The sequence below is a fragment of the Testudinibacter sp. P80/BLE/0925 genome, assembly GCF_053570785.1.
On record NZ_CM131636.1, the window covers coordinates 2,155,012 to 2,177,280 of the forward strand.

General features: G+C 48.0%; 21 protein-coding genes and 1 pseudogene. 15 read left to right on the forward strand and 7 right to left on the reverse strand.

Going from position 1 to position 22,269, the window contains the following annotated elements:
- The first annotated feature begins 51 nt into the window (after positions 1-51).
- Positions 52-1,284, forward strand: coding sequence for a molybdopterin molybdotransferase MoeA (gene moeA / locus ACWA5Z_RS10470; protein WP_431052127.1), 1,233 nt, complete (start codon positions 52-54; stop codon positions 1,282-1,284).
- A gap of 9 nt (positions 1,285-1,293) precedes the next feature.
- Complete coding sequence (gene moeB, locus ACWA5Z_RS10475; protein ID WP_431052129.1) at positions 1,294-2,016, forward strand: molybdopterin-synthase adenylyltransferase MoeB; 723 nt, start codon at positions 1,294-1,296, stop codon at positions 2,014-2,016.
- On the opposite strand, the pseudogene ACWA5Z_RS10480 reads toward moeB, so the two are convergent.
- The 4 genes and pseudogenes from ACWA5Z_RS10480 to ACWA5Z_RS10495 form a co-directional block, all read right to left on the reverse strand.
- Positions 2,013-2,399: pseudogene (locus tag ACWA5Z_RS10480) on the reverse strand (DUF4143 domain-containing protein); the annotation flags it as partial. The gene moeB and the pseudogene ACWA5Z_RS10480 overlap by 4 nt on opposite strands.
- A complete protein-coding gene (locus tag ACWA5Z_RS10485; RefSeq protein WP_431052131.1) occupies positions 2,393-2,959 on the reverse strand; it encodes a UbiX family flavin prenyltransferase in 567 nt (188 codons plus the stop codon). The gene ACWA5Z_RS10485 and the pseudogene ACWA5Z_RS10480, both read right to left, overlap by 7 nt.
- A gap of 8 nt (positions 2,960-2,967) precedes the next feature.
- Positions 2,968-4,479, reverse strand: a complete 1,512-nt coding sequence (gene purF / locus ACWA5Z_RS10490) for an amidophosphoribosyltransferase (RefSeq protein WP_431052133.1) — start codon at positions 4,477-4,479, stop codon at positions 2,968-2,970.
- A gap of 57 nt (positions 4,480-4,536) precedes the next feature.
- A complete protein-coding gene (locus ACWA5Z_RS10495) occupies positions 4,537-5,028 on the reverse strand; it encodes a CvpA family protein (RefSeq protein ID WP_431052135.1) in 492 nt (163 codons plus the stop codon).
- Between the two features lie 255 nt (positions 5,029-5,283).
- On the opposite strand from ACWA5Z_RS10495, the gene ACWA5Z_RS10500 reads away from it, so the two are divergent.
- Positions 5,284-5,736 carry a flavin reductase gene (locus ACWA5Z_RS10500; protein WP_431054339.1) on the forward strand — a complete coding sequence of 151 codons (453 nt, stop codon included), beginning with the start codon at positions 5,284-5,286 and terminating at the stop codon, positions 5,734-5,736.
- Positions 5,737-5,743: 7 nt separating this feature from the next.
- On the opposite strand, the gene yfbV is transcribed toward ACWA5Z_RS10500, so the two are convergent.
- Positions 5,744-6,184 (reverse strand): terminus macrodomain insulation protein YfbV, encoded by a 441-nt coding sequence (gene yfbV, locus ACWA5Z_RS10505; protein WP_431052137.1) that lies wholly within the window; start codon positions 6,182-6,184, stop codon positions 5,744-5,746.
- A 164-nt stretch (positions 6,185-6,348) separates the two neighbouring features.
- On the opposite strand from yfbV, the gene ACWA5Z_RS10510 reads away from it, so the two are divergent.
- Positions 6,349-7,554: an acetate kinase gene (locus ACWA5Z_RS10510; protein WP_431052139.1), complete on the forward strand. Its 1,206-nt coding sequence runs from the start codon at positions 6,349-6,351 to the stop codon at positions 7,552-7,554.
- Positions 7,555-7,626: 72 nt separating this feature from the next.
- Positions 7,627-9,762, forward strand: coding sequence for a phosphate acetyltransferase (gene pta / locus ACWA5Z_RS10515; RefSeq protein ID WP_431052141.1), 2,136 nt, complete (start codon positions 7,627-7,629; stop codon positions 9,760-9,762).
- 76 nt (positions 9,763-9,838) lie between these two features.
- Here pta and ACWA5Z_RS10520 read toward each other — a convergent pair whose 3' ends face one another.
- Positions 9,839-11,053, reverse strand: coding sequence for an aromatic amino acid transport family protein (locus ACWA5Z_RS10520; RefSeq protein ID WP_431052143.1), 1,215 nt, complete (start codon positions 11,051-11,053; stop codon positions 9,839-9,841).
- A 420-nt stretch (positions 11,054-11,473) separates the two neighbouring features.
- Here ACWA5Z_RS10520 and ACWA5Z_RS10525 point away from each other — a divergent pair, with 420 nt between their 5' ends.
- From ACWA5Z_RS10525 to ACWA5Z_RS10570, 10 genes are all read left to right on the forward strand, one after another.
- Positions 11,474-13,402 (forward strand): FTR1 family protein, encoded by a 1,929-nt coding sequence (locus ACWA5Z_RS10525; protein WP_431052145.1) that lies wholly within the window; start codon positions 11,474-11,476, stop codon positions 13,400-13,402.
- Between the two features lie 24 nt (positions 13,403-13,426).
- The gene (locus ACWA5Z_RS10530) at positions 13,427-13,954 is read left to right on the forward strand and encodes an iron transporter (protein ID WP_431052147.1); all 528 of its coding nucleotides are present in this window, start codon (positions 13,427-13,429) and stop codon (positions 13,952-13,954) included.
- Positions 13,955-14,081: 127 nt separating this feature from the next.
- Positions 14,082-15,506 carry a Fe-S-containing protein gene (locus ACWA5Z_RS10535; protein WP_431052149.1) on the forward strand — a complete coding sequence of 475 codons (1,425 nt, stop codon included), beginning with the start codon at positions 14,082-14,084 and terminating at the stop codon, positions 15,504-15,506.
- 3 nt (positions 15,507-15,509) lie between these two features.
- Complete coding sequence (locus ACWA5Z_RS10540) at positions 15,510-16,868, forward strand: ABC transporter permease (protein WP_431052151.1); 1,359 nt, start codon at positions 15,510-15,512, stop codon at positions 16,866-16,868.
- Position 16,869: 1 nt separating this feature from the next.
- Positions 16,870-17,985, forward strand: a complete 1,116-nt coding sequence (locus tag ACWA5Z_RS10545) for an ABC transporter permease (protein ID WP_431054340.1) — start codon at positions 16,870-16,872, stop codon at positions 17,983-17,985.
- On the forward strand, positions 17,985-18,671 hold the full coding sequence (locus ACWA5Z_RS10550) for an ABC transporter ATP-binding protein (RefSeq protein WP_431052153.1): 687 nt from the start codon (positions 17,985-17,987) through the stop codon (positions 18,669-18,671). Before ACWA5Z_RS10545 ends, ACWA5Z_RS10550 begins: the two co-directional genes overlap by 1 nt.
- Positions 18,671-19,147 carry a TlpA family protein disulfide reductase gene (locus ACWA5Z_RS10555; protein ID WP_431052155.1) on the forward strand — a complete coding sequence of 159 codons (477 nt, stop codon included), beginning with the start codon at positions 18,671-18,673 and terminating at the stop codon, positions 19,145-19,147. Before ACWA5Z_RS10550 ends, ACWA5Z_RS10555 begins: the two co-directional genes overlap by 1 nt.
- Before the next feature lie 67 nt (positions 19,148-19,214).
- The gene (locus ACWA5Z_RS10560) at positions 19,215-19,535 is read left to right on the forward strand and encodes a c-type cytochrome (RefSeq protein WP_431052157.1); all 321 of its coding nucleotides are present in this window, start codon (positions 19,215-19,217) and stop codon (positions 19,533-19,535) included.
- A gap of 4 nt (positions 19,536-19,539) precedes the next feature.
- Positions 19,540-19,749 carry an aspartate/glutamate racemase family protein gene (locus tag ACWA5Z_RS10565; protein ID WP_431052159.1) on the forward strand — a complete coding sequence of 70 codons (210 nt, stop codon included), beginning with the start codon at positions 19,540-19,542 and terminating at the stop codon, positions 19,747-19,749.
- Between the two features lie 81 nt (positions 19,750-19,830).
- Entirely contained in the window at positions 19,831-21,363 is a 1,533-nt protein-coding gene (locus ACWA5Z_RS10570) for a carbon-nitrogen hydrolase family protein (protein ID WP_431052161.1), read from the forward strand.
- Between the two features lie 67 nt (positions 21,364-21,430).
- Here ACWA5Z_RS10570 and dapB read toward each other — a convergent pair whose 3' ends face one another.
- Positions 21,431-22,246, reverse strand: a complete 816-nt coding sequence (gene dapB, locus ACWA5Z_RS10575) for a 4-hydroxy-tetrahydrodipicolinate reductase (protein ID WP_431052163.1) — start codon at positions 22,244-22,246, stop codon at positions 21,431-21,433.
- Positions 22,247-22,269: the final 23 nt, after the last annotated feature.

Consider the following 22,269-nt stretch of genomic DNA (forward strand, 5'->3'; position numbering starts at 1 on the left):
TAACGTTAAAATAAGACTAAAATAGCGCCATTATTTTACTGAGGACCTTGTATGAATCAATTATTAACCCTTGCACAAGCATTAAATCAGATCGTTAGCGCACTTCCCTTTCCGGCGGACGCACAAACCGAACTCATTCCATTGGATCAAGCGCAAAACCGCATTTGTGCCGAAGATATTGCCTCGCCGATTAATGTGCCGAATTTTGATAATTCGGCGATGGACGGTTACGCGGTGCGCCTTGCCGATCTACAACAAAATCAAACTCTACCCATTGCCGGAAAAAGTTTCGCCGGTTCGCCTTTTATTGGCGATTGGACGGCGCAAAGTGCGGTCAGAATTATGACCGGTGCGATGATTCCATATGGTTGCGATGCAGTGATTATGCAGGAACAGGCGGAACTTGATAGCGACGGTAACGTGCGCTTTACTGCGCCGGTGAAAGCCGGGCAAAATATCCGCCGTATCGGCGAGGATGTCAAAGCCGGTGAAATCGTGTTGAAACAAGGGGCGAAACTGACCGCACTTTCATTGCCGCTGCTTGCCTCTTTAGGTATTGAAAAAGTCCGTGTTTTCAAACGGTTAAAAGTGGCATTGATTTCAACCGGCGATGAATTGGTTGCGGTCGGACAGCCGCTAAAAAGCGGGCAAATTTATGACACCAATCGTTTTGCAGTCAAACTGATGTTAGAAAAATGGCATTGTGAAATTCTGGATTACGGCATTTTGCCTGATGATGCTACTCTGTTTGAACAAAAATTTACCCAAGCCCAGCAGCAAGCGGATTTGTTGATCACCAGCGGCGGTGTCTCGGTCGGTGAAGCGGATTTCACCAAAACCGTATTGGAAAAACTAGGGCAAATTAATTTTTGGAAACTGGCAATCAAACCGGGCAAACCCTTTGCCTTTGGCAAATTGGAAAAGGCGTGGTTCTGCGGCTTGCCGGGCAATCCGGTTTCAGCCTTGGTCACGTTTTATCAATTAGTCCAACCGGTGATTGCCAAATTAAGCGGCTATGCCGAATGGCAAAAACCCATGCAATTAACTGCCGTTGCAACCACGCCGCTGAAAAAAGCCCCCGGCCGTTTGGATTTTCAACGTGGATTTTACAGCGTCAATGCGGAAGGCAAACTGGAAGTGCGCTCAGTCGGTTTTCAAGGCTCGCATATGTTTAGCTCGTTTGTTGCCAGCAACTGTTTTATCGTGTTGGAACAGGAACGTGGCAATGTTGCTGTCGGCGAAACGGTTACGATTGAACCGTTCGATACCGCTATTTTAAATTAAGTGCTTAAAATGACCGAATTAAGTTATCAAGAAGAATTGCGTTACAACCGCCAAATTATCCTGAAAGCGGTTGATTTTGACGGACAGGAAAAGCTGAAAGCCAGCAAAATGTTGATTGTCGGTTTGGGCGGTTTAGGCTGTGCCGCCGCGCAATATTTAGCAACTACCGGTGTCGGACATTTAACGCTGTTGGATTTTGACACGGTGTCGCTGTCAAATCTGCAACGGCAAGTGTTGCACGATGACAGCCGTTTAGACATGCCCAAAGTGCGGTCGGCGCAACTTTCACTACAGAAATTAAATCCGCATATTCAAATTGAAACCATCAATGCCAAGCTGAATGAAATCGAGTTAAGTGACGTTGTCACTCGGGCGGATGTGGTATTAGATTGTACCGATAACGTTGAAATTCGTAATTTACTGGATCATTGCTGTGAAAAAGCCCGAATTCCGCTGGTTTCAGGCGCGGCAATCCGCATGGAAGGACAGGTTTCGGTATTTACCTATCAAGCAAACACCCCGACCTACCGCACGTTGAGCCGCCTATTCGGTGAAAATACCCTAAGTTGCGTCGAAGCCGGCGTGCTTGCGCCGATTGTTGGCGTCGTCGGCTCGATTCAAGCCTTGGAGGCAATCAAAGTGCGGTTAAATATCGGTAAAAACTTGTGCGGACGGCTATTGATGATCGACGGCTTGAATATGGCGATTCGGGAAATCAAGTTGCCGAGCTAGATGTAATCAATCGGTAAAGCCGCCACATCAGCCGATAGCCATAATTTTTCCGGATATTGGTTGATAATTGTCCCTGGCGCAACAGTAATTTCACTATTGGCGAAATAATGCTTGTGAGTAATGCAAAATTTTTCGCCATTTGTTTATTCGGTGCTGCCGTGGTTTTAATCTCAACCGGTATAGAGGGTCTGCCCGTCAACAATAATCAAATCAATTTCTTTTTGATTGGTATCACGATAATAATATAGCGGCGGTTCAATAATTCCTTGATTATAAAATGATTTAATAATTTCACTCACAACAAAGGTTTCAAAGAATTGCCCGCTTTTTGCACCATTTTGCAAGGCTTCAGTCAGCCACTTGGTTAATCATGCCATTAGCCCCAACGCTGAAATAGATCTTGCGGCAGTGCAATATCAAACTGATCGAGCAAGCGGTTGACGCTTTGGTTAATCAGGTCGTCGAGGGTTTGCGGTTGATGATAAAACGCCGGCATGAGCGGGGTGATTTGCGCGCCGATTTCGGCGGCTTGGGTCATCAGGCGTAAATGCCCTAAATGCAGCGGCGTTTCACGCACGCATAAATGCAACGGTTTACGTTCTTTCAGGCAGACATCGGCGGCGCGACTGATCAGATCGTCGCTGTAGCAATGAGCGATTGCCGATAAGGTTTTGATCGAACACGGCACAACCACCATCCCTAAAGTGCGGTATGAGCCGGAGGAAATCGCCGCGCCAATATCACGAATATCATAATTCACATCGGCAAGCGAGCGCACGTCGGCGATACTGGCATTCGTTTCCATTGCAATGGTTTGGCGGGCGGCATTGCTGATAATCAAATGGGTTTCGATCTCGGTTTGCTGCAACACTTGCAATAAACGAATGCCATAAATCGCACCGGATGCGCCACTTATGGCAATGATTAAACGGGGTTTTTTCACGTTAAGTTTTATCTTTCGTTATGAATTTCTAAATTAGTTGCGTCTGCTTGCGTTTGTTTCGCTTTGTCGTTGCGCACCGACGCGATGTTCTCTAAGTATTCTTTTGACACATCACCGGTAATGTATTCGCCGGTAAATACCGAAGTGTCAAAATGTTGGATGTTTGGATTTTCTTGGCGCACCGATTCGGTTAAATCGTTTAAATCTTGGAAAATCAAGCGATCAACACCGATCAGTTCGGCAATTTCTTCCACACTGCGTCCATAAGCAATCAGTTCATTTTTTGTCGGCATATCAATGCCATATACGTTAGGATAGCGAATTTCAGGTGCGGCGGAGGCAAAATAGACTTTCTTTGCCCCGGCAAGGCGCGCCATTTCCACAATCTGTTCCGAGGTTGTGCCGCGCACAATCGAATCATCAACCAACAGCACGTTTTTATCTTTAAATTCAGAGGAAATGGTGTTCAGTTTACGCCGTACCGAATTTTTGCGCTGTTCCTGCCCCGGCATAATAAAGGTACGCCCGACATAGCGGTTTTTCACATAACCTTGACGATACGGTACGCCCAATTCGTGTGCAATCCGCAAGGCGATATCGGTGGAGGTTTCCGGAATCGGAATCACTACATCAATCTCCAAATCTTGCCATTCGCGTGCAATTTTTTTGCCTAAACGCTCGCCCATATGTACCCGCGCAGCATAAACGGATACGCCGTCAATGCAGGAATCCGGGCGGGCAAAATACACATATTCAAAAATACACGGACACAATTCCGGGTTGACCGCACATTGTTCGGAAGAGAAATTGCCGTTAAAATCAACATAAATCGCTTCGCCCGGATTGACATCACGCACAAACTCAAAACCGATTGCATCCAGCGCGACGCTTTCGGAGGCAAAGGCATATTCGATAATCCCGTTATCTAATTGGCGCTGTCCCAATACCAGCGGTCGAATACCGTGCGGATCACGGAATGCGATCATACCGAAACCGATAATCATCGCCACACAGGCATAAGCGCCGCGAATATCCTGATGGGTTTTTCTGATTGCGTTGAAAATATCATTTGCGGATAAGTCTAGATCGTCGGCTTGATCTAAATGATAGGCTAAAATATTTAATAGGGCTTCGGAATCGGAATTGGTATTGACGTGGCGGCGGGCTAAGGTGAAAAGTTTTTGTTTGAGTTCCTCGGAGTTGGTCAGGTTGCCGTTGTGGACGAGGGTTAAGCCGTAAGGAGAGTTGACATAAAACGGTTGTGCTTCGGAAACGCTGGAGCTGCCTGCGGTCGGATAACGCACATGCCCAATCCCTGCATTGCCCTGCAAACGGGTCATGTGGATTTGTTGGAACGTATCGCTGACCAAGCCGTTGGCTTTACGCAAGCGGAAGCGATTTTCATTATCCACCGTTACAATCCCGGCGGCGTCCTGTCCACGGTGTTGCAACACGGTCAAACCATCGTAAATAGCTTGATTAACGGGGGTCTGCCCAATAATTCCAATGATTCCACACATTTTTGTCTCGTCCTTAGCGGTGTAATTAGCAGTATAAATTGAGAGTTAATTTAACGGTTAAAATTTAGATTTAGGCGTTAAAAAAGAAGAATTCTGTTGTAACTGTTCGAAGAACCATTCTACCACAAAACCAAAGTGCGGTATCAGTTTTGAATTTTTCCACCATTCGGACTGGTCAAAATTAGTAAACGTATCCACACAGAAAAGTAAAGCGGCAACAATCAACACTCCGCGCAACACGCCGAAACAGGCGCCTAACACACGATCGGTGCCGGTCAAACCGGTTTTGTCGACCAATTGTCCGATAATATAATTAATCACGGCACCGACAATCAAACTACAAATAAACAGAATGGCAATCGCGGCGCCGATACGAATATGTTCCGATTCAATTTGGGTTAGCATGCCGGCAAGATAAGGATAAAAGCGGCTGGCAACGAAAAAAGCCATCACCCAGCTGGCGAGCGACATCACTTCTCGCACAAAACCACGCAATAAACTGACGATAAGGGAGAAAATAATAATGCCGATAATCAGGTAATCTATCATGTAAAAACTCTAGGAAAAATAGAAAGGAACGCTAAGCGTGATGAAGGCGTTATTGTACAAAAAAAGGCTATGGTTGCGTAGTGAAATTTTTAAATCAAGGTCAATTCCATTTACAAAGCAAACATTCCTGCTCGGTTGCGCCACGATAGATCTCGAATTTAAAACGGTTTTCTGCTATTGTTTAGAAACATTTTTTTAACACGCTTTTTAACACAGGATACTCTCTTGATCACACAATCCTCTTTCCGTGATGCCATGGCGCATTTGGCATCGGCTGTCAGCATTTTAACCACCAGCGGCGAAGCGGGCACGATTGGGCTTACGGTTTCTTCAGTAACTTCCGTTACCGACTCCCCGGCAACCTTGTTAGTCTGTATCAATCAAGCCAGCGAAGTACATGATATTATCAAACGGAATGGCAAGGTGACAGTGAATATTCTCAAGGCGGAACAACAAGATTTAGCGCTGCATTTTGCCGCGATGGCGGACAGCACGATGGAACAACGCTTGGCGTGGGATGTGTGGCAAAATGCCGAAAACGGCATACCGCACTTGCGCAATGCCTTGGTCAATCTGCAAGGGCGTATTGTTGCCGATAATCATATCGGCACGCACAGTGTCTTTTTTATTGAAATTGATACGATTGACCTGCAACCCGGCGAAGCACTGCTCTATTTTAACCGTTCGTTTAAAACGATTGCATTATAAATGCACTCTACAATTCCTCCCAAAAATCAGCCGATAAGTGTTTATCGGCTGATTTTAATATCTTTGCCAAATCCATAAAAGTCGGTTTTTCAGCCAAGATGAGATATACCTGCTGTTGTTGCAAAAGCGAGGCTATTTTTTGATAGGCTTGTTTGGCGCTTTCCGCCAACGGCTGCTGCGCACGTTTGCCTAACCACCACAACCCTTGCAACGGAAAACTGAGGGCGAAAAGTGCGGTCAGCACTGCCGCCGCCAACGCCATTTGATTGCCCGGCAGGGCGATTTGTTGCCAGACTATCGCCGCCACGGCAATTGCCGGCATGGCTTTTTGCGCAAAACGAACCGCCCGTATAACCCGGTTTTCCGGAAAAATCATGCCTAATTTTGCCTGTTGCGGCCATGTTTCCAGATAATGTTGTCCTAACTTAAAAGTGGTAAAAAGGTGCATGTTGTCCTGCTCATCGCTAATGAATCGTTATAAAGATCACGTTTTGCGTGGATTTCTCTCGAATTGCAATTTATTTTATTCTATCAAAAGTGTATCCTATATCGGATAATTTTCTGCGCATACTGCGCCTTTACTTAACTCAACATGAAATAGGTTAAAAAATTATGTCACAAAAATTGATCCTGGTTCTAAACTGCGGTAGTTCTTCTTTGAAATTTGCCATTTTAGATCCTCAATCCGGTGATGAGAAACTGTCAGGTTTGGCAGAAGCTTTTCACTTAGAAGACGCCCGTATCAAATGGAAATTGAATGGCGAAAAAGGCAATGCCGATTTGGGCGCCGGTGCGGCGCATAGCGAAGCATTAAATTTTATCGTGAACCAAATTTTACCACAAGGCGAAGGATTAAAAGACAGTATTGTGGCGATTGGTCACCGTATCGTACACGGCGGTGAAAGATTTACTCAATCCGTACTGATTAATGACGACGTCATCGAAGGTATCCGTGACGCAGTACAATTTGCGCCGTTGCACAACCCGGCGCATTTAATCGGGATTGAAGAAGCGTTTAAAGCCTTCCCTGAGTTAAAAGAGAAAAACGTTGCGGTATTTGATACGGCATTCCACCAAACCATGCCGGAGGAAGCCTATTTATATGCCCTGCCGTATTCCATGTATAAAGAACACGGCGTTCGTCGCTACGGCGCACATGGCACCAGCCACTATTATGTTAGCCGCGAAGTGGCGAAAGAGCTGAATATTGCGGAAGATAAAGTGAACGTGATCACCTGTCACTTAGGTAACGGCGGTTCGGTTGCAGCGATTCGCCACGGCGAATGTATCGACACCTCAATGGGTTTAACCCCGTTGGAAGGTTTAGTGATGGGAACCCGTTCCGGCGACATCGACCCGGCGATCATCTTCTATATGTACAATACCCTCGGCATGAAAATGGAAGAAATCGAAACGACACTGACCAAAAAATCCGGTTTATTGGGCTTGACCGAAGTGACCAGCGACTGCCGCTATGCGGAAGACAACTATGACAGCAAAGCAGACGCCAAACGCGCTATCGACGTGTACAGCTACCGTTTGGCCAAATACATCGGTTCTTATATGGCGGTGATCGGCGAGCGTTTGGACGCCATCGTCTTTACCGGCGGTATCGGTGAAAACTCGGCGCATATCCGTGAATTGACTTTGGCACACCTGAAATTATTCGGTTATGACATGGATAACGAACGCAATTTGGCGGCGCGTTTCGGTAAATCCGGCAAAATTACCAGCGATAATTCCCCATTAGCCTTGGTTATCCCGACCAATGAAGAACTGGTTATTGCCCAAGATACAGCGCGCTTGGCCGTAAACTAAGATTTTCCGCTGCCGACTCAAGTCGGCAGTTTTTTGGTTAAGATTTTTATTCAATATACAAAAGGCGTTATTATGTCTCGTACCATTATTTTAACTCCCGTCAGTGCCGGCGTCGGTCTGACCAGTGTCAGTTTGGGTTTGGTGCATGCGCTTGAACAAAAAGGCGTAAAAATTGCATTTATGAAACCGATCTCGCAACCAAGCAGTGGCGAAGATAAGATTGACCGTACCACCTCTATCCTGCGCAACAGCACCTCAGTCGATACCGGCGAACCGATTATGCTGAGTAAAGCGGAATCGTTGATCGGTCAAAACCAATCCGATGTGTTGCTGGAAAAAATTGTTGCGCAACACCAATCCTTAAGCAGCAAAAACGAATTGGTGATTGTGGAAGGCTTGATTCCAACCAGTAAAAGCACCTATGCCTCCGGTGTTAACTATGAAATTGCGCAAGCGTTGGATGCGGAAATTATTCTGGTCGCCGCACCGGGCACGGACACCCCAAGCCAATTAATCGAACGTTTGGAAGCGGTTGCCAGTGATTTTGGCGGACGTAACAACCCGAATTTAGTCGGTGTGGTGGTGAATAAATTTAATGCTCCGGTCGATCAAAGCGGCCGCACCCGTCCGGATTTGAGCGAAATTTTTGATTCTTTCCAAGAGAACGAAAGCTCAATCAATGAAGTTCGCCATTTATTCTCAAAAAGCCCGTTGACTTTGATCGCCAGTATTCCTTGGAATGCCGACCTCATTGCAACCCGTGCGATTGATATTGCCAAGCACTTAAATGCGCAAATCATTTATGAAGGTGAAATCAAAACCCGTCGTATCCACGGCATTACTTTCTGCGCCCGTAATTTACCGAACATGGTCGAGCATTTCCGTGCCGGCAGTCTGTTGGTGACCTCTGCGGATCGCCCGGATGTATTGGTTGCAGCCTGTTTGGCAGCAATGAACGGCGTCAAAATCGGTGCCTTAGTGCTGACCGGGGGTTATAAAATCGATACCCAAATCAGCAAACTGTGCCAACAAGCTTTTGAAACCGGCTTACCGGTGGTGCGTGTCGAAGGCAACACTTGGCAAACCTCGCTCAACCTGCAAAGTTTCAATTTGGAAGTGCCGCCGGATGATGCGGAACGAATCGAAACCATTAAACAATTCACCAGTGCGCAATATAATCCGCAGTTTATCGACAGTTTGGTCGGTTCTTCTTCGCGTTTGCGCCGCTTGTCGCCGCCGGCATTCCGTTATCAATTAACCGAACTGGCACGCAGCGCCAAAAAACGTATCGTGTTGCCGGAAGGCGACGAACCGCGTACGGTTAAAGCGGCGGCGATTTGTGCTGAACGCGGTATTGCCGAATGTATCTTGTTGGCAAGCCCGGAAGATGTCAACCGTGTTGCTGAATCGCAAGGCGTTCAATTAGGCAAGGGTATCACCATTATCGATCCGAAAATGGTGCGCCAAAACTATGTGGCGCGTTTGGTCGAGTTGCGTAAAAATAAAGGCATGACCGAAGTGGTTGCGGAAGAACAACTGCAAGACAATGTGGTATTAGGCACGATGATGTTAGAAGCCGCGGAAGTCGATGGTTTAGTCTCCGGTGCGGTTCACACCACGGCAAACACCATTCGCCCACCAATGCAAATCATCAAAACCGCACCGGGCAACTCCATTGTTTCGTCCATCTTCTTTATGTTGCTGCCGGATCAAGTGTTGGTCTATGGCGACTGTGCGGTGAATCCGGATCCAAGTGCGGAACAATTGGCTGAAATTGCGATTCAATCGGCTGATTCGGCAAAAGCCTTTGGTATCGATCCGAAAGTGGCGATGATTTCCTACTCTACCGGCTCTTCCGGTCAAGGTTCGGACGTGGAAAAAGTACGCGAAGCGACCCGCTTGGCACAAGAAAAACGTCCTGACCTGATCATTGACGGTCCGTTGCAATATGACGCGGCGGTGATGGAAGATGTGGCGCGCTCTAAAGCCCCCGGCTCCCCTGTTGCCGGCAAAGCCACGGTATTCATCTTCCCGGATTTGAACACCGGCAATACCACCTATAAAGCGGTGCAACGCTCTGCCGATTTGGTTTCTATCGGACCAATGTTGCAAGGCATGCGCAAACCGGTCAATGACTTATCACGCGGCGCGTTAGTCGATGATATTGTTTACACCATCGCATTAACCGCCATTCAAGCAACGCAATAATCGTTGCTTGCAGCAATAATAAGCCGACAAAAAAACCTGCTTTTCACAGCAGGTTTTTTATGTCTGATTATTGAGATCACCCAATCACTTTCGGTAAATAACCGGTATCAATCAAAAACGGAATCACGATAATCAGCAGTCCCAACAGCAATGCGAGCACAAGTGCGGTATTGCCGCCAATTACGCGATACGGCAGGTTCGGATGTAAACGGCGTGCTTTCCATGCCAAACCAACCGGCAACACTAAACCATAAAAGGCAAACATAATCCCGGCATAGCCTAAGGCTAAAATAAAACCTTTCGGATAAAACAACGCGAAAATCAATGGCGGCACAAAGGTTAATACTCCCAGCGACGCACGATTTGACCGCACTTTGACCCGTTTGAGCAAATCATGCAAGCAATCAAATAAACTCAAAGACACCCCTAAAAACGAAGTCACCAAAGCTAACGAAGAAAACAGCCGCACCGCTTCGCTTAAAATCTGACTGCCGGTGATTTCACGGGTGGCATTGACCAAACCTTTCAAGGTAGGGTCTTGTTGTAAAATATGTAGAAATTGTGATTGGCTCAGCACGCCATGGGTGGATAGCTGCCATAACAAATAGGCAATCAATGGAAGTCCGGTACCGGCAATCACTGAGATACGCAAGCGCTTCACATCACCGTCTAAATATTTCACGATACTCGGCAGCACCACATGGAAGCCGAACGAAGTAAAGAAAACCGGGGCGGCAGATAAGATCAGCGCATGATTTAGCGGCATTGCCATCAGGTTATCTAAAGAAACGCGCGGCAACATCATCAGCAACACAAACAGAAAAATAGCGATTTTGCTTAGAAAAAACAGCCGATTGACCGCATCCACACTCGATGTGCCGAGAATAATAAAAATGCCTAACACCACGGTAAACAACACAATGCTGACTTGGGTTGTGGTTTCATCATCGCCAATGATCGGTAATAAACCGCTGAGCAAAGAACCTCCGCCGGTGACATAAGCCGATAAAATCGCATACATAAAAATCAGCAGCGCCAATGTTGCTATAACCCGTCCGACAGAACCGAAATATTGCTCCGCCAATGAAGCCAAGCCGTCGTCAATCCGCGCGGTTTGATACACTTCGATAAACAGCAACGCACTGTAAGACAATAAAACCCATAAAATCAATAGCAAAAGAACGGTAAATGAAAATCCCATACTGGCGGAGGTAATCGGCATTGCCAACATCCCGGCACCAATCGTTGTTCCGGCAACCAATAAAGTGCTGCCCAATGTTTTATTTTTCACAACATGTCTCGATTTTTCTGATTAAAAAAAAAGTGCCCATGAAATGGGCACTACTCGGAAAGCAAATAGATGGCTATTGAAATAGCGCTTTTTATTGTGCGCGTAAGATACTCGAATCTTGAATGAAGAGCAAGTATCATCCGAATTAAATAGTCATTTTGTGATTTTGCGCAAGATTTTTAGATGAAATTGAATATTTTTTAATAAATCTTAGCGACTAAAACGCTAAAAATCCTGCGGCTTCAATCTTTTTCCCGACTATTAGTGTCAATATTAAACACGCTACTGCCGAATTAAATTGCTGCATTTTTTGAGGTAGAACAAATATTCGAGAAAATCCGCTTGAAATAAATTCTGATCGGCTCATAATTTGCCTATCTTATCATGATAAAGGTTCTCATTTTTATTCGTGTTACTAATATGTTAAAAATTATTAAATATTTATTACTGACCGCACTTTTCTCCGTCAGCCTGAATCTGAGCGCGACCGAAACTGACGGTGATAACCGTTATCGCGCCTATATCGCCGATATTGAACAACGCTTGGATAACACTCTGGGGTATTATCAAAACGGCGAGGTCAATCAGGCGAAAAGTGCGGTGCAAATGGCGTATTTCGAGGTGTTTGAGAATTTGGAAGGCCCGATTCGAATCAACATTTCCGCACAAAAAAGCTACCAGTTGGAAGCCGCTTTCGGCGAAATCCGCAAGATGATCACCCAAAATCAGCCGCAGTCGGTTATCGCAGAAAAAATTGATTGGTTGAAAAATGAGTTGAATCGGCTGGAATCGGTGTTGAACGACGGACACCGCCTCACCGCCGAAGGGCAACACGGCGCGTATCAAAACAGTGAGATTGCACCTTATTGGCAACAAAGTTTTCAGATTATCGACGATCTGCTGGCACAAGCGATCAGCGCCTACCAAGAGGGCGATTTGGACAGCGCCAAGAAGTTGATTCAACAGGCGCAATATGACGGTTACAAAAATTCCGAAATGGAAATGGCAATTCGGCAAAACCGCTCTTCCACCCAGTCCTCCGCTCTCAACCAACAATTTTACGATCTGATCAAAGCCGCACAACAGGCTGAAAACCTGAGCGAGCTGGGCTATTTAACTACCCAATTATTACAAGATATCGAAGATCAACTGCCGAACCTGCCGACCACCAAACAGGCGCAACAAGCGCAGGCAATGCAAGCCGCCGAGCCGCAAAACAACAGCACGCAAAATTGGCAACAGGTCGCCGCCGAGGTTAATCAAGGCATTCAGCAAGCACTTCAACACTATCAACAAGGTAAGCGTGACGAGGCGATTATGGCGGTGCAGGACACCTATTTCGATGTGTTCGAAAGTTCCGGCATGGAAAGCAGTATCGGCTCGCGCGACAGCAATTTGAAAACCACCCTGGAGGGCTTTTTCACCCGTCTGGTCGGGCAAATGAAAGCGCAGCAATCGCCGGAGCAACTGCAACAACAAGCGGACGGCTTGGCGCAACAGTTGCAAAGTGCGGTCAGTTTATTAAGCCAAAACAGCGGCGGCGCTTGGGATATTTTCCTCTACAGCCTGCTGATTATCCTGCGTGAGGGCTTGGAAGCCTTGCTGATTGTGGCGGCGATTGTGGCGTATTTGGTAAAAAACCATCATCAGGACAAGCTGCCGGTTATCCGCCAATCGGTGGTTATCGCCCTTGTCGCCAGTGTGATCACCGCATTTATCTTCCAGTTGCTGTTTGAAAATTCCGGCGCAAACCGTGAATTATTGGAAGGTATCACCATGATTTTCGCCGTGGTTATGCTGTTTATGATGAGCTATTGGCTGCTGTCGAAAGTAGAGGCGCAAAATTGGAAACGCTACCTTGAAGGCAAGCTCTCCACCGCCCTGACCACCGGCTCGTTGATCGGGTTATGGCTCACCAGTTTTCTGGCGGTTTACCGCGAAGGGGCGGAAACCGTGTTGTTTTACTACGCATTAGTGGGCGATATCCAATCTGCCGACGGCTATGTATATCTGTTCGGCGGCTTTGCGATCGGCGTGATGTTATTGTTGGTTGTCTATTTGATTATGCGTTTTACCGTGGTCAAACTGCCGTTAAAACCGTTCTTTATGTTGACGGGCGGCTTTATGTATCTGATGGCGTTTGTCTTTGCCGGTAAAAGCGTGTTGGAACTGATTGAGGGAAAACTGGTTCAACCGACCTTACTGGACGGCTTCCCTGAAATTTCCTGGTTGGGAATTTATCCGTATCTCGAAACCTTAATTCCGCAAGCCGTTTTAATCTTGGCGGCGATTTTCGCCCTGTTGTATATGAAAATCAGCGCTAAAAAACAGGCATTACACGCTATTTAATCCTAAACTTTTAAGAGGTATTTTATGAACTTCAAAAAAACATTGCTCACCGCCACCCTCGTCGCCGGTATCTTCTCCGCTACCTCGGCGCTGGCATTCAAAGAGTATCCGGCAGGCGAACCGGTTACCATGAACGAAATGGAAATCGCAGCGGTTTATTTGCAGCCGATCGATATGGAACCGCGCGGTATGGGTTTACCGGCGGCGAAATCGGATATCCATCTGGAAGCGGATATTCATGCGATCGAAGGCAATAAAAACGGCTTCGGCGCCGGCGAATGGATGCCGTATCTGACCATTAATTATACCTTGGAAAATTTGGATACCGGTGAAAAACAACAAGGCACGTTTATGCCGATGGTTGCCGGCGACGGTCCGCACTACGGCGCCAACATCAAAATGATGGGCGTGGGCAACTATAAAGTGACTTACCACATCGAGCCGCCGTCAAAAGCGGGGTTGCACCGCCATACCGATGACGAAACCGGTGTCGGCCGCTGGTGGAAACCGTTTGATGCGGCGTTTGAATTTAAATATACCGGTTTGAATTGATCTGAAATCGGTCGTTACCACTCTGCTTTGCCGGTGTTTTGCACGCTTTTCAGGGTGGTAATTTTATCTTTTTAAATCTTATTTATTCCAATCTGCATAGGATTTAAAAACATAAAAGGTTGTTGCAATGAATTACTTTTTCACCTCGGTTTTACAATTATTGCTGCCGTTCGGCGTACTCAGCGGTTTGTTGTGGGCAAAACAGCGAACCGTGCCGGACAAAGCGCTGTTTTGGCTCTCTCTGACCGCACTTTGCAGCGGCTTTGTCCTATGGCAACTGTTCAGCGTCAACCAAAGCCTGAAACTGATCCTGTCAATCGGTTATGCGTCGGTGTTGCTGTTTAGCCTGTTCAGTGCTTGGCTGAATCGGCGGCAACTGCTCTACCTTGCGCAAACCCTGTTACTGCTGTTCGCCGGTATTTTCTGGGCGCAAAATCCGAATTTGAGTGCAATCACCTCCACCGAGATCATCAATACTGATTTTATTCTTAATCTGTTTGCAATAGCGACCGCACTTTTGCTCTGTCTGTTGTGCGCCAACTGGATTGTCAGTCTGTTGCGGCAAAGCGCATTGGCTTATTCCGCTTGTTGGCAGCTGCGGCTGATAGCTATGCTGCTGTTGGGCGTTTGGCTGTTGTTACCGCTCAGCGGGCAAATTTTGCTGTCGCTGATTAAATTGCAATTGATCGATCTGGATAAAACCCTGCTCAGTTTTGTTGCCAAAAGCCTGAATCTGACCATTTGGAATAATTATCTGCTGGCGGGCATGCTTATCGCTATCAGCCTGCTGTTTTTCATTTGCGTGCAGCGTCCGCGCCAGCATGTGTTGGCACAGCAAACCGATCTGATCGAAAAACGGCAAAAAACCGCACTTTATCGCCAAGCGCGCCGCATTACGCTATCGGGCTTGCTGTTGGCGCTGATAGTGATCGCCGCACAGCTGTATTGGGATAAAATCGCTTCGCAGCCGCCGCGCCTGTCGCAAGCCACGCCGGTGACATTGTCACAAGACGGGCAAGTGCATATCGACATCAAACAGGTCAGCGACGGCAAATTACACCGCTTCGTTTGGATTTCCGACGAAGGCAAAGCCGTGCGTTTCTTTATTATCAACCGGTTAAGCGATCGTGTCAGCTTGGGCGTGGTGTTTGACGCCTGCCTGCTGTGCGGCGATCAGGGTTATGTCATGCAAGGCAATCAGGTGATCTGCGTGGCTTGCGGCGTGCATATGTTTATTCCGTCGATCGGTAAGCCGGGCGGCTGCAATCCGGTACCGATTAACGATTGGCGGCAAACCGAACAACAGGTGATCATCAGCAAGCAAAGCTTGGAAGAAGGTTTGAACTACTTCTCGACCATCGTGCAATTGGAGGTGATTGATCCGGTAGACGGCAGCAAGCTGCTCAACACCGACGCCAAATTTAAATACAACTACGCCGGCAAAACCTACTTTTTTGCTTCGGAACAGAATATCAATCAATTCCGTGACAATCCTGAGCGCTACCTTGCGCCGCAAAGCCAAGCGCCGCAAACCCGCTTGGCGGAGGAATAAGTTATGCTGTTACGTATGTTGTTACAATCGTGGAAAAACGGGTTACGGCGCAAGTTTTTGGCGATTTTCACCATTTTTCTCGCCGCCGGTTTAATCTCCGCCCTGTTGGCGGTGTCGATTGATATCGGCGATAAAATGGCAAAAGAGCTGAAATCCTACGGCGCCAATATTTTGATTGAACCTGCCGCCCAAGCCGCGCTGCCGCAAGTCGATCAAGAACGGGAAAATCTGTTGCAGGGGCAGGATTTTTTAGACGAAAAAGAACTGCCTAACATTAAAGATATTTTTTGGGGCAACAATATCGTCGGCTTTGCGCCGCAATTGAATGCGCCTTTTGAGTTGATTAGCCGTAACGGACAAGCGCAGCAACAAGATATCAGCGTACTGGGCACGTTTTTTGACTATCCGATCGGCATTCCGGACGATCCGGATTATCACACCGGACAGAAAATCATCAGCCCGTATTGGCAGGTGGACGGCGAATGGGTGGATGACAGTGTCAAACACCGCCATAACCGTGCTAACACTCAAAGTGCGGTTGCGCCGCAAGCACTGGTCGGGCGCCAACTGGCGGCAAGTGCCGATATTCATATCGGTGATCGGTTGCAATTACGTCCGTTCACTGACTCTAGCGCAGAGATGACCGCACTTTTAGAGGTAACGGTAAGCGGAATTCTGTCGAGCGGCGGCAATGAAGAAAATCAGGTGATCGTGCCGCTGCACGCACTGCAAAACAGTTTGAACCTCCACGGCAAAGTGCAGTCGGTACGGGTTTCGGCGTTGACCGTGCCGGAAAACGATCTGTCGCGCAAAGCGCGGGAAAATCTGGAAGCGTTGGACGCCGAAGAGTATGACCGCTGGTATTGCACCGCCTATGTTTCGTCAATCGCCCACCAGCTGGAAGAAGCGGTATCCGGCGCAGTGGTGCGCCCGATTTGGCAGGTCGCCGCCTCCGAAGGCGTGGTCATTGAGAAAATCCAGTTGCTGTTGGCGGTCGTCACGTTGGCGGCGCTGTTGGCTTCCGCAATGGGAATCGCTTCGTTGATGACCAGCAATATCATCGAACGCAGCAAAGAGATCGGCTTGATGAAAGCGCTGGGCGCACATCAACGGCAAATCAATCTGCTGTTTTATTGCGAAGCCGGTTTAAGCGGCGTTATCGGCGGGCTATTCGGTTGCCTTGCCGGTTGGGGCTTGGCTGGTTTTATCGGTGATGCGTTGTTCGGACAACCGCTCTCTTTTGCTTGGATTGTGGTGCCGTGCGTGCTGTTTTTGTCGGTGATGATTGCGATTATCGGCACTTGGTTTCCGGCGCACCGCATTGCCAAACTCTATCCGATCGAGGTGTTGTATGGGCGTTAATATGTTCTGGCGTTTGGTATTCCGTGCGTTGCGCTTGCGCCTGCAACGGGTCGCGATTATTTTTGCCGCCCTGACCGTCGGCGCGGCAATTGTCACGGCGATGTCTGCGGTCTATTTTGATATCAATACCAAAATGAGCCAAGAATTACGCACTTTCGGCGCCAATTTTTATATCGGCTCGAAACATCAAACCACGCTGTCGCAACAGCCGTTTCAACAAATTCTGGCACAAGCGCCGACCGGTTTGCTAAATGCCGCCGCCCCCTATTTATACGGCGTGACCCGCAGTGAATTGGAAAAAATCGCAATTATGGGCGTGTGGTACGACGCCATGCCGACCCTCGCGCCCTATTGGCAAATCCGCGGACAACAAATCGGAGTGAATTTCGATCAGCGCAATGCGATGATCGGCAAAACCTTAGCCGAGCGGCTGCACTTAACACTCGGCGACGAGATCACCTTAAGCAACGAGCAGCAGCAAAAACGCAGTTTCAAAATTAAAGCGATCGTGGAAGCCGGTGACGCCACCGACAATATGTTGATCGTCAATCTGGAATTTGCACAGGCATGGCTGAACAAGCCTGATCAAATCAGTTACGCGCTGTTAAGCGTGAAAAATGAACAGGGACAGGTGGAGCAATTCGCCGAACAGCTGCGCCGCCAATATCCCGATTTGGAAATTCGCCCGATTCGTAAAGTTTCCGCTTCCGAAGGGCAGATTCTGGATAAAATCAAAGGCTTAATGGGCTTAATTTCGTTGGTGATTTTGATCTTGGCGACCCTGTGCGTCAACACCACCTTAATTGCGATTATCGCCGAGCGTGCCAAAGAGTTCGCGCTGCAAAAAGCATTGGGCGCCAAACGCGGCGATATCATCAAACAAATCACCACCGAAACCCTGCTGATTGCCCTGCTTGCCACACTCGCCGGCTTGATTTTAGGCTATATTCTCGCGCAGGTGTTGGGGATCGCGGTGTTTAAATCCAGCATTGATCTGCGCTTGCCGGTAATTCCGATCACGCTGCTGCTCTCGCTGATTGTGGCGATGATTGCGGTGATCGTGCCGACCCGACGGGCATTACAAATTGAAACCGCCAACGTATTGAAAGGTGAATAATGACAGAGCAAAAATGGGTGATCGAAACCCGCCATTTGGTTAAACGTTTCGGACAGGTGACCGCACTTGACGATATCAATATTCAAATCGCCGCCGGCGAATTCGTAGCGATTATGGGCGCTTCCGGTTCCGGCAAAACCACGCTGATGAATATTTTGACCTGTTTGGACACCGCCAGCGACGGCAAGGTGATTTTAGACGGCGTAGACGCCGCCAAGCTGAACGAAGAGCAACGTCAGCGTTTTCGTGCCGAGAAAATCGGGTTGGTGTTCCAACAATTCCATTTGATTCCCTACCTGACCGCACTTGAAAACGTGATGTTGGCGCAACATTATCACAGTGTCACCGACGAAGCGTCGGCGAAAGCGGTGCTCGCCCAAGTCGGTTTGGCACATCGAATCAATCACCTGCCAAGCCAACTGTCCGGCGGCGAACAGCAACGGGTGTGTATCGCCCGTGCATTAGTCAACCGTCCGCCGGTGATTTTTGCCGACGAACCGACCGGCAATCTGGACGAAACCAACGAACGCCTAATCCTGCAACTGTTGACCGAACTGAACCTGCAAGGGCGCACCATCGTGATGGTGACCCACAATCCGGAATTGGGCAAACTGGCACACCGCACCATCTTCTTGCAACACGGCAAATTTTTGCGTGAAGAAAAATATGAATCGAGGACAAATTGATGAAAACGTTGTTGAAAACCACCCTATTTGCGCTAACCTGCCTGTTCCTGACTGCCTGCGAAGAGCAACAGGCCACCGTCGGCAAAAAAGCGCCGCAACTGGCAACTTTTAATTTGAGCGGCGAAGCGGTGAAACTGGAAAATGTGGTGCAACAAAAACCGCTGTTTATCACCTTTTGGTCGGAAAACTGCGGCGGTTGCATTGCCGAAATGTTGGAATTACAGCGCTTGCAACAAGCTCATCCGGATAAACTGGATTTTCTGGCGATCAATATCGACGGTAAAAACGCCGACACCGCCACCGTCGCCAAACAACGCGGCATTACCCTGCCGGTGGTGAGAGATCAACTTGGCATCACCGCCGAACGTTACCAAGTGATCGGCACGCCGACTTCGTTTCTCATCGCCACCAACGGCGTGTTACAACAACGCATGGAAGGCTTCGATCACGAACGGGTTAATGCGCTGTTTGAATAATTGCGGACGGCTTACTTATTCTGTACTAAAATAGCGGCATTATTCAGTTAACAACAGGATTTTCAACATGCGGTTTCATTTTTCCCCCGCCTTATGCGCCATTACCCTCGCCTTGCTGACGGCACAAAGTGCGGTCGCCGAGGCGGATATTGCCAAAGGCAAACGCCAATATCAGCAGTTATGCGCCATGTGCCACGGCCGCAATGCGGAAAAACAGGCATTTGACACCTCAGCGGTGATTGCAGGCATGGCAAAAAATGACATTGTCACGGCATTGGAAAAACGCAAAAACGGTGAAATCGAAGGGGCAGGCAACACAGTGAAGTCGCGCTTAACCGAACAAGATAGGCAAAATTTGGCGGCGTATATTGCAACGTTAGGCAAATAATCCTATGCAAAAAATCGGTATTATCGGCGGCATGAGCCCGGAAAGCACCCTGCTCTACTATTCGCAGATCAATCGCGGGGTCAATCAGGCGTTAGGTAAAAATCACAGTGCCGATTTGCTCATGCACAGTATCGATTTTGAAACCATTGTGCAATTGCAGAAAAACAACGATTGGCAACAAGCCGGTGAGTTGCTGGCGCAAAGTGCGGTTTAGCCCGATTACTCAACATTTGATTTTTCTCAACTATCGTTTTATCCTGAAATCAAGCAGTTAATCAATAACAGGAAGAACCTTATGGACACCAAAGATATTGAGAATATCGAACTGACTTATCTCACCTTGAATGACTATCAGGAATTGAAAGACGCGATGATCAGCGCCTATTCCCTTCTGCCGAATGCCTATTGGAGCGAAGAGGAAATTTCACGCCTGATTAATAAATTTCCCGAAGGTCAGGTGGTGATTAAAGTGAATGATTGTTTGGCGGGCTGTGCGCTGTCGATCATCGTCGATTACAACAAATACGGCGACAACCACACCTACCAAAAAATCACCGCGAACGATACCTTTGATTCGCACACCGACAAAGGCGATATTTTGTACGGGATTGATGTATTTATCAAACCGGAATTCCGCGGGCTGCGTTTGGGGCGGCGTTTATACGATTACCGCAAGGATTTATGTGAAAAGCGGAATCTGAAAGGCATTTCCTTCGGCGGGCGGATTCCCAACTATCATAAATATGCCGATCAATTGACGCCGAAAGCCTATATTGACAAAGTGCGACGCAAAGAAATCAACGATCCGGTATTGAATTTCCAAATGTCGAATGATTTCCACCCGCGCAAAGTGTTGAAAGGTTATCTCGAAGGCGATGTCGCCTCGAACGAATATGCGGTGTTAATGCGCTGGGATAATATCTACTACGAACCGCCGAGTGACTTGGCAACCCAAAACAAGAAAGAAGTGCGGTTGGGTTTGATCCAATGGCAAATGCGCCCCTACCGCAATGTCGCTGAATTAATGCAGCAGGCGGAATATTTTATTGACGCGGTATCAGGCTACCACTGCGATTTTGTTCTCTTTCCCGAATTTTTCAATGCGCCGCTGATGGCGAAATATAATAACGATTCCGAACCGGAAGCGATTCGTAAATTGGCGCAATATACTGCGGCGATTGTCGGTAAATTCGAAGAATTGGCCATCAGCTACAACATCAATATCATCACCGGCAGCATGCCGGAAATCAAAGACGACTCTTTATATAACGTCGGCTATTTATGCCGACGCGACGGCAGCACCGAGCGCTTTGAAAAATTGCATGTCACCCCGGACGAAGCCAAAATTTGGGGCATGATCGGCGGTAACCAATTAAAGGCGTTTGATACCGATTGCGGCAAAATCGGCATTTTGATTTGTTACGATGTCGAATTCCCCGAACTCAGCCGTTTGCTTGCCGATCAAGGCATGGAAATCCTGTTCGTACCGTTTTTAACCGATACGCAAAACGGTTTTTCACGGGTGCGCCATTGTGCCCAAGCACGTGCAATTGAAAACGAATGTTTCGTTGCCATTGCCGGTTCGGTCGGCAACCTGCCGAATGTACATAATATGGATATCCAATACGCCCAGTCGATGATTTTCACACCGTGCGATTTTGCCTTCCCGACCAACGGCGTCAAAAGCGAAGCGACACCGAATACCGAAATGGTGCTGATTGCCGATGTGAATATTGATGAATTGCGCGAACTGCATGAATTCGGCAGCGTGCGTAATTTGAAGGATCGGCGCAATGATTTGTATCAGTTGCGTTGGAAAAAGAAGTAAAAGCGGTGTAAGACCAAAGTGCGGTTCGCTGAAAACCGCACTTTGATGATTATTTTGATATTTGTGTTTAGAGATTATTCAAATCCAACACATCGGTCATATCAAACAAACCGTTTTGCTTGCTTTGCAGCCATTTGGCGGCACGCACCGCACCGTTGGCGAAGGTCATGCGGCTGGAGGCTTTGTGGGCGATTTCGACCCGTTCGCCTTCGTCGGCAAACCAGACGCTGTGTTCGCCGACCACATCACCGGCGCGAATGGTGGCAAAGCCGATTTCATCGCGTTTGCGTTCGCCGGTGATCCCTTCGCGGGCAAAAACGCCGTGGGTTTTGAGATCACGCCCTAAGGTTTTGGCGATATGTTCGCCCATTGAAAGTGCGGTACCGGACGGCGCGTCGACTTTGTGGCGGTGGTGTGCTTCGATCACCTCGATGTCGCAATAATCGCCCATCACTTTGGCTGCTTTTTCCAATAATTTGAACACCAAATTCACGCCCACGCTGTAGTTTGAAGCAAATACAATACCGATTTTTTCCGCCGCTTGCGCAATCGCGTGTTTGCCTGCGTCGTCAAAACCGGTGGTGCCGATCACCATTTTTTTCTGATTGGCGACACAAAAATCAATATAGCCAAAACTGGCTTCCGGGCGGGTGAAATCAATCAGCAAATCAAATTGATCTTTCACGCTGTCCAAATTGTCGCTGACCGCCACGCCGATATTGCCGATTCCGGCAAGTTCCCCGGCGTCTGCACCGACCAAACTCGAACCGCTGCGCTCCAAGGCTGCCCCCAACACCACGCCCTCGGCGTTCTTCACCGCTTGGATTAATTGGCGCCCCATGCGCCCACCTGCGCCGGCAACGGCAATGCGTAAATCTGTCATCGTTAATTCCTCATTTTACTTTC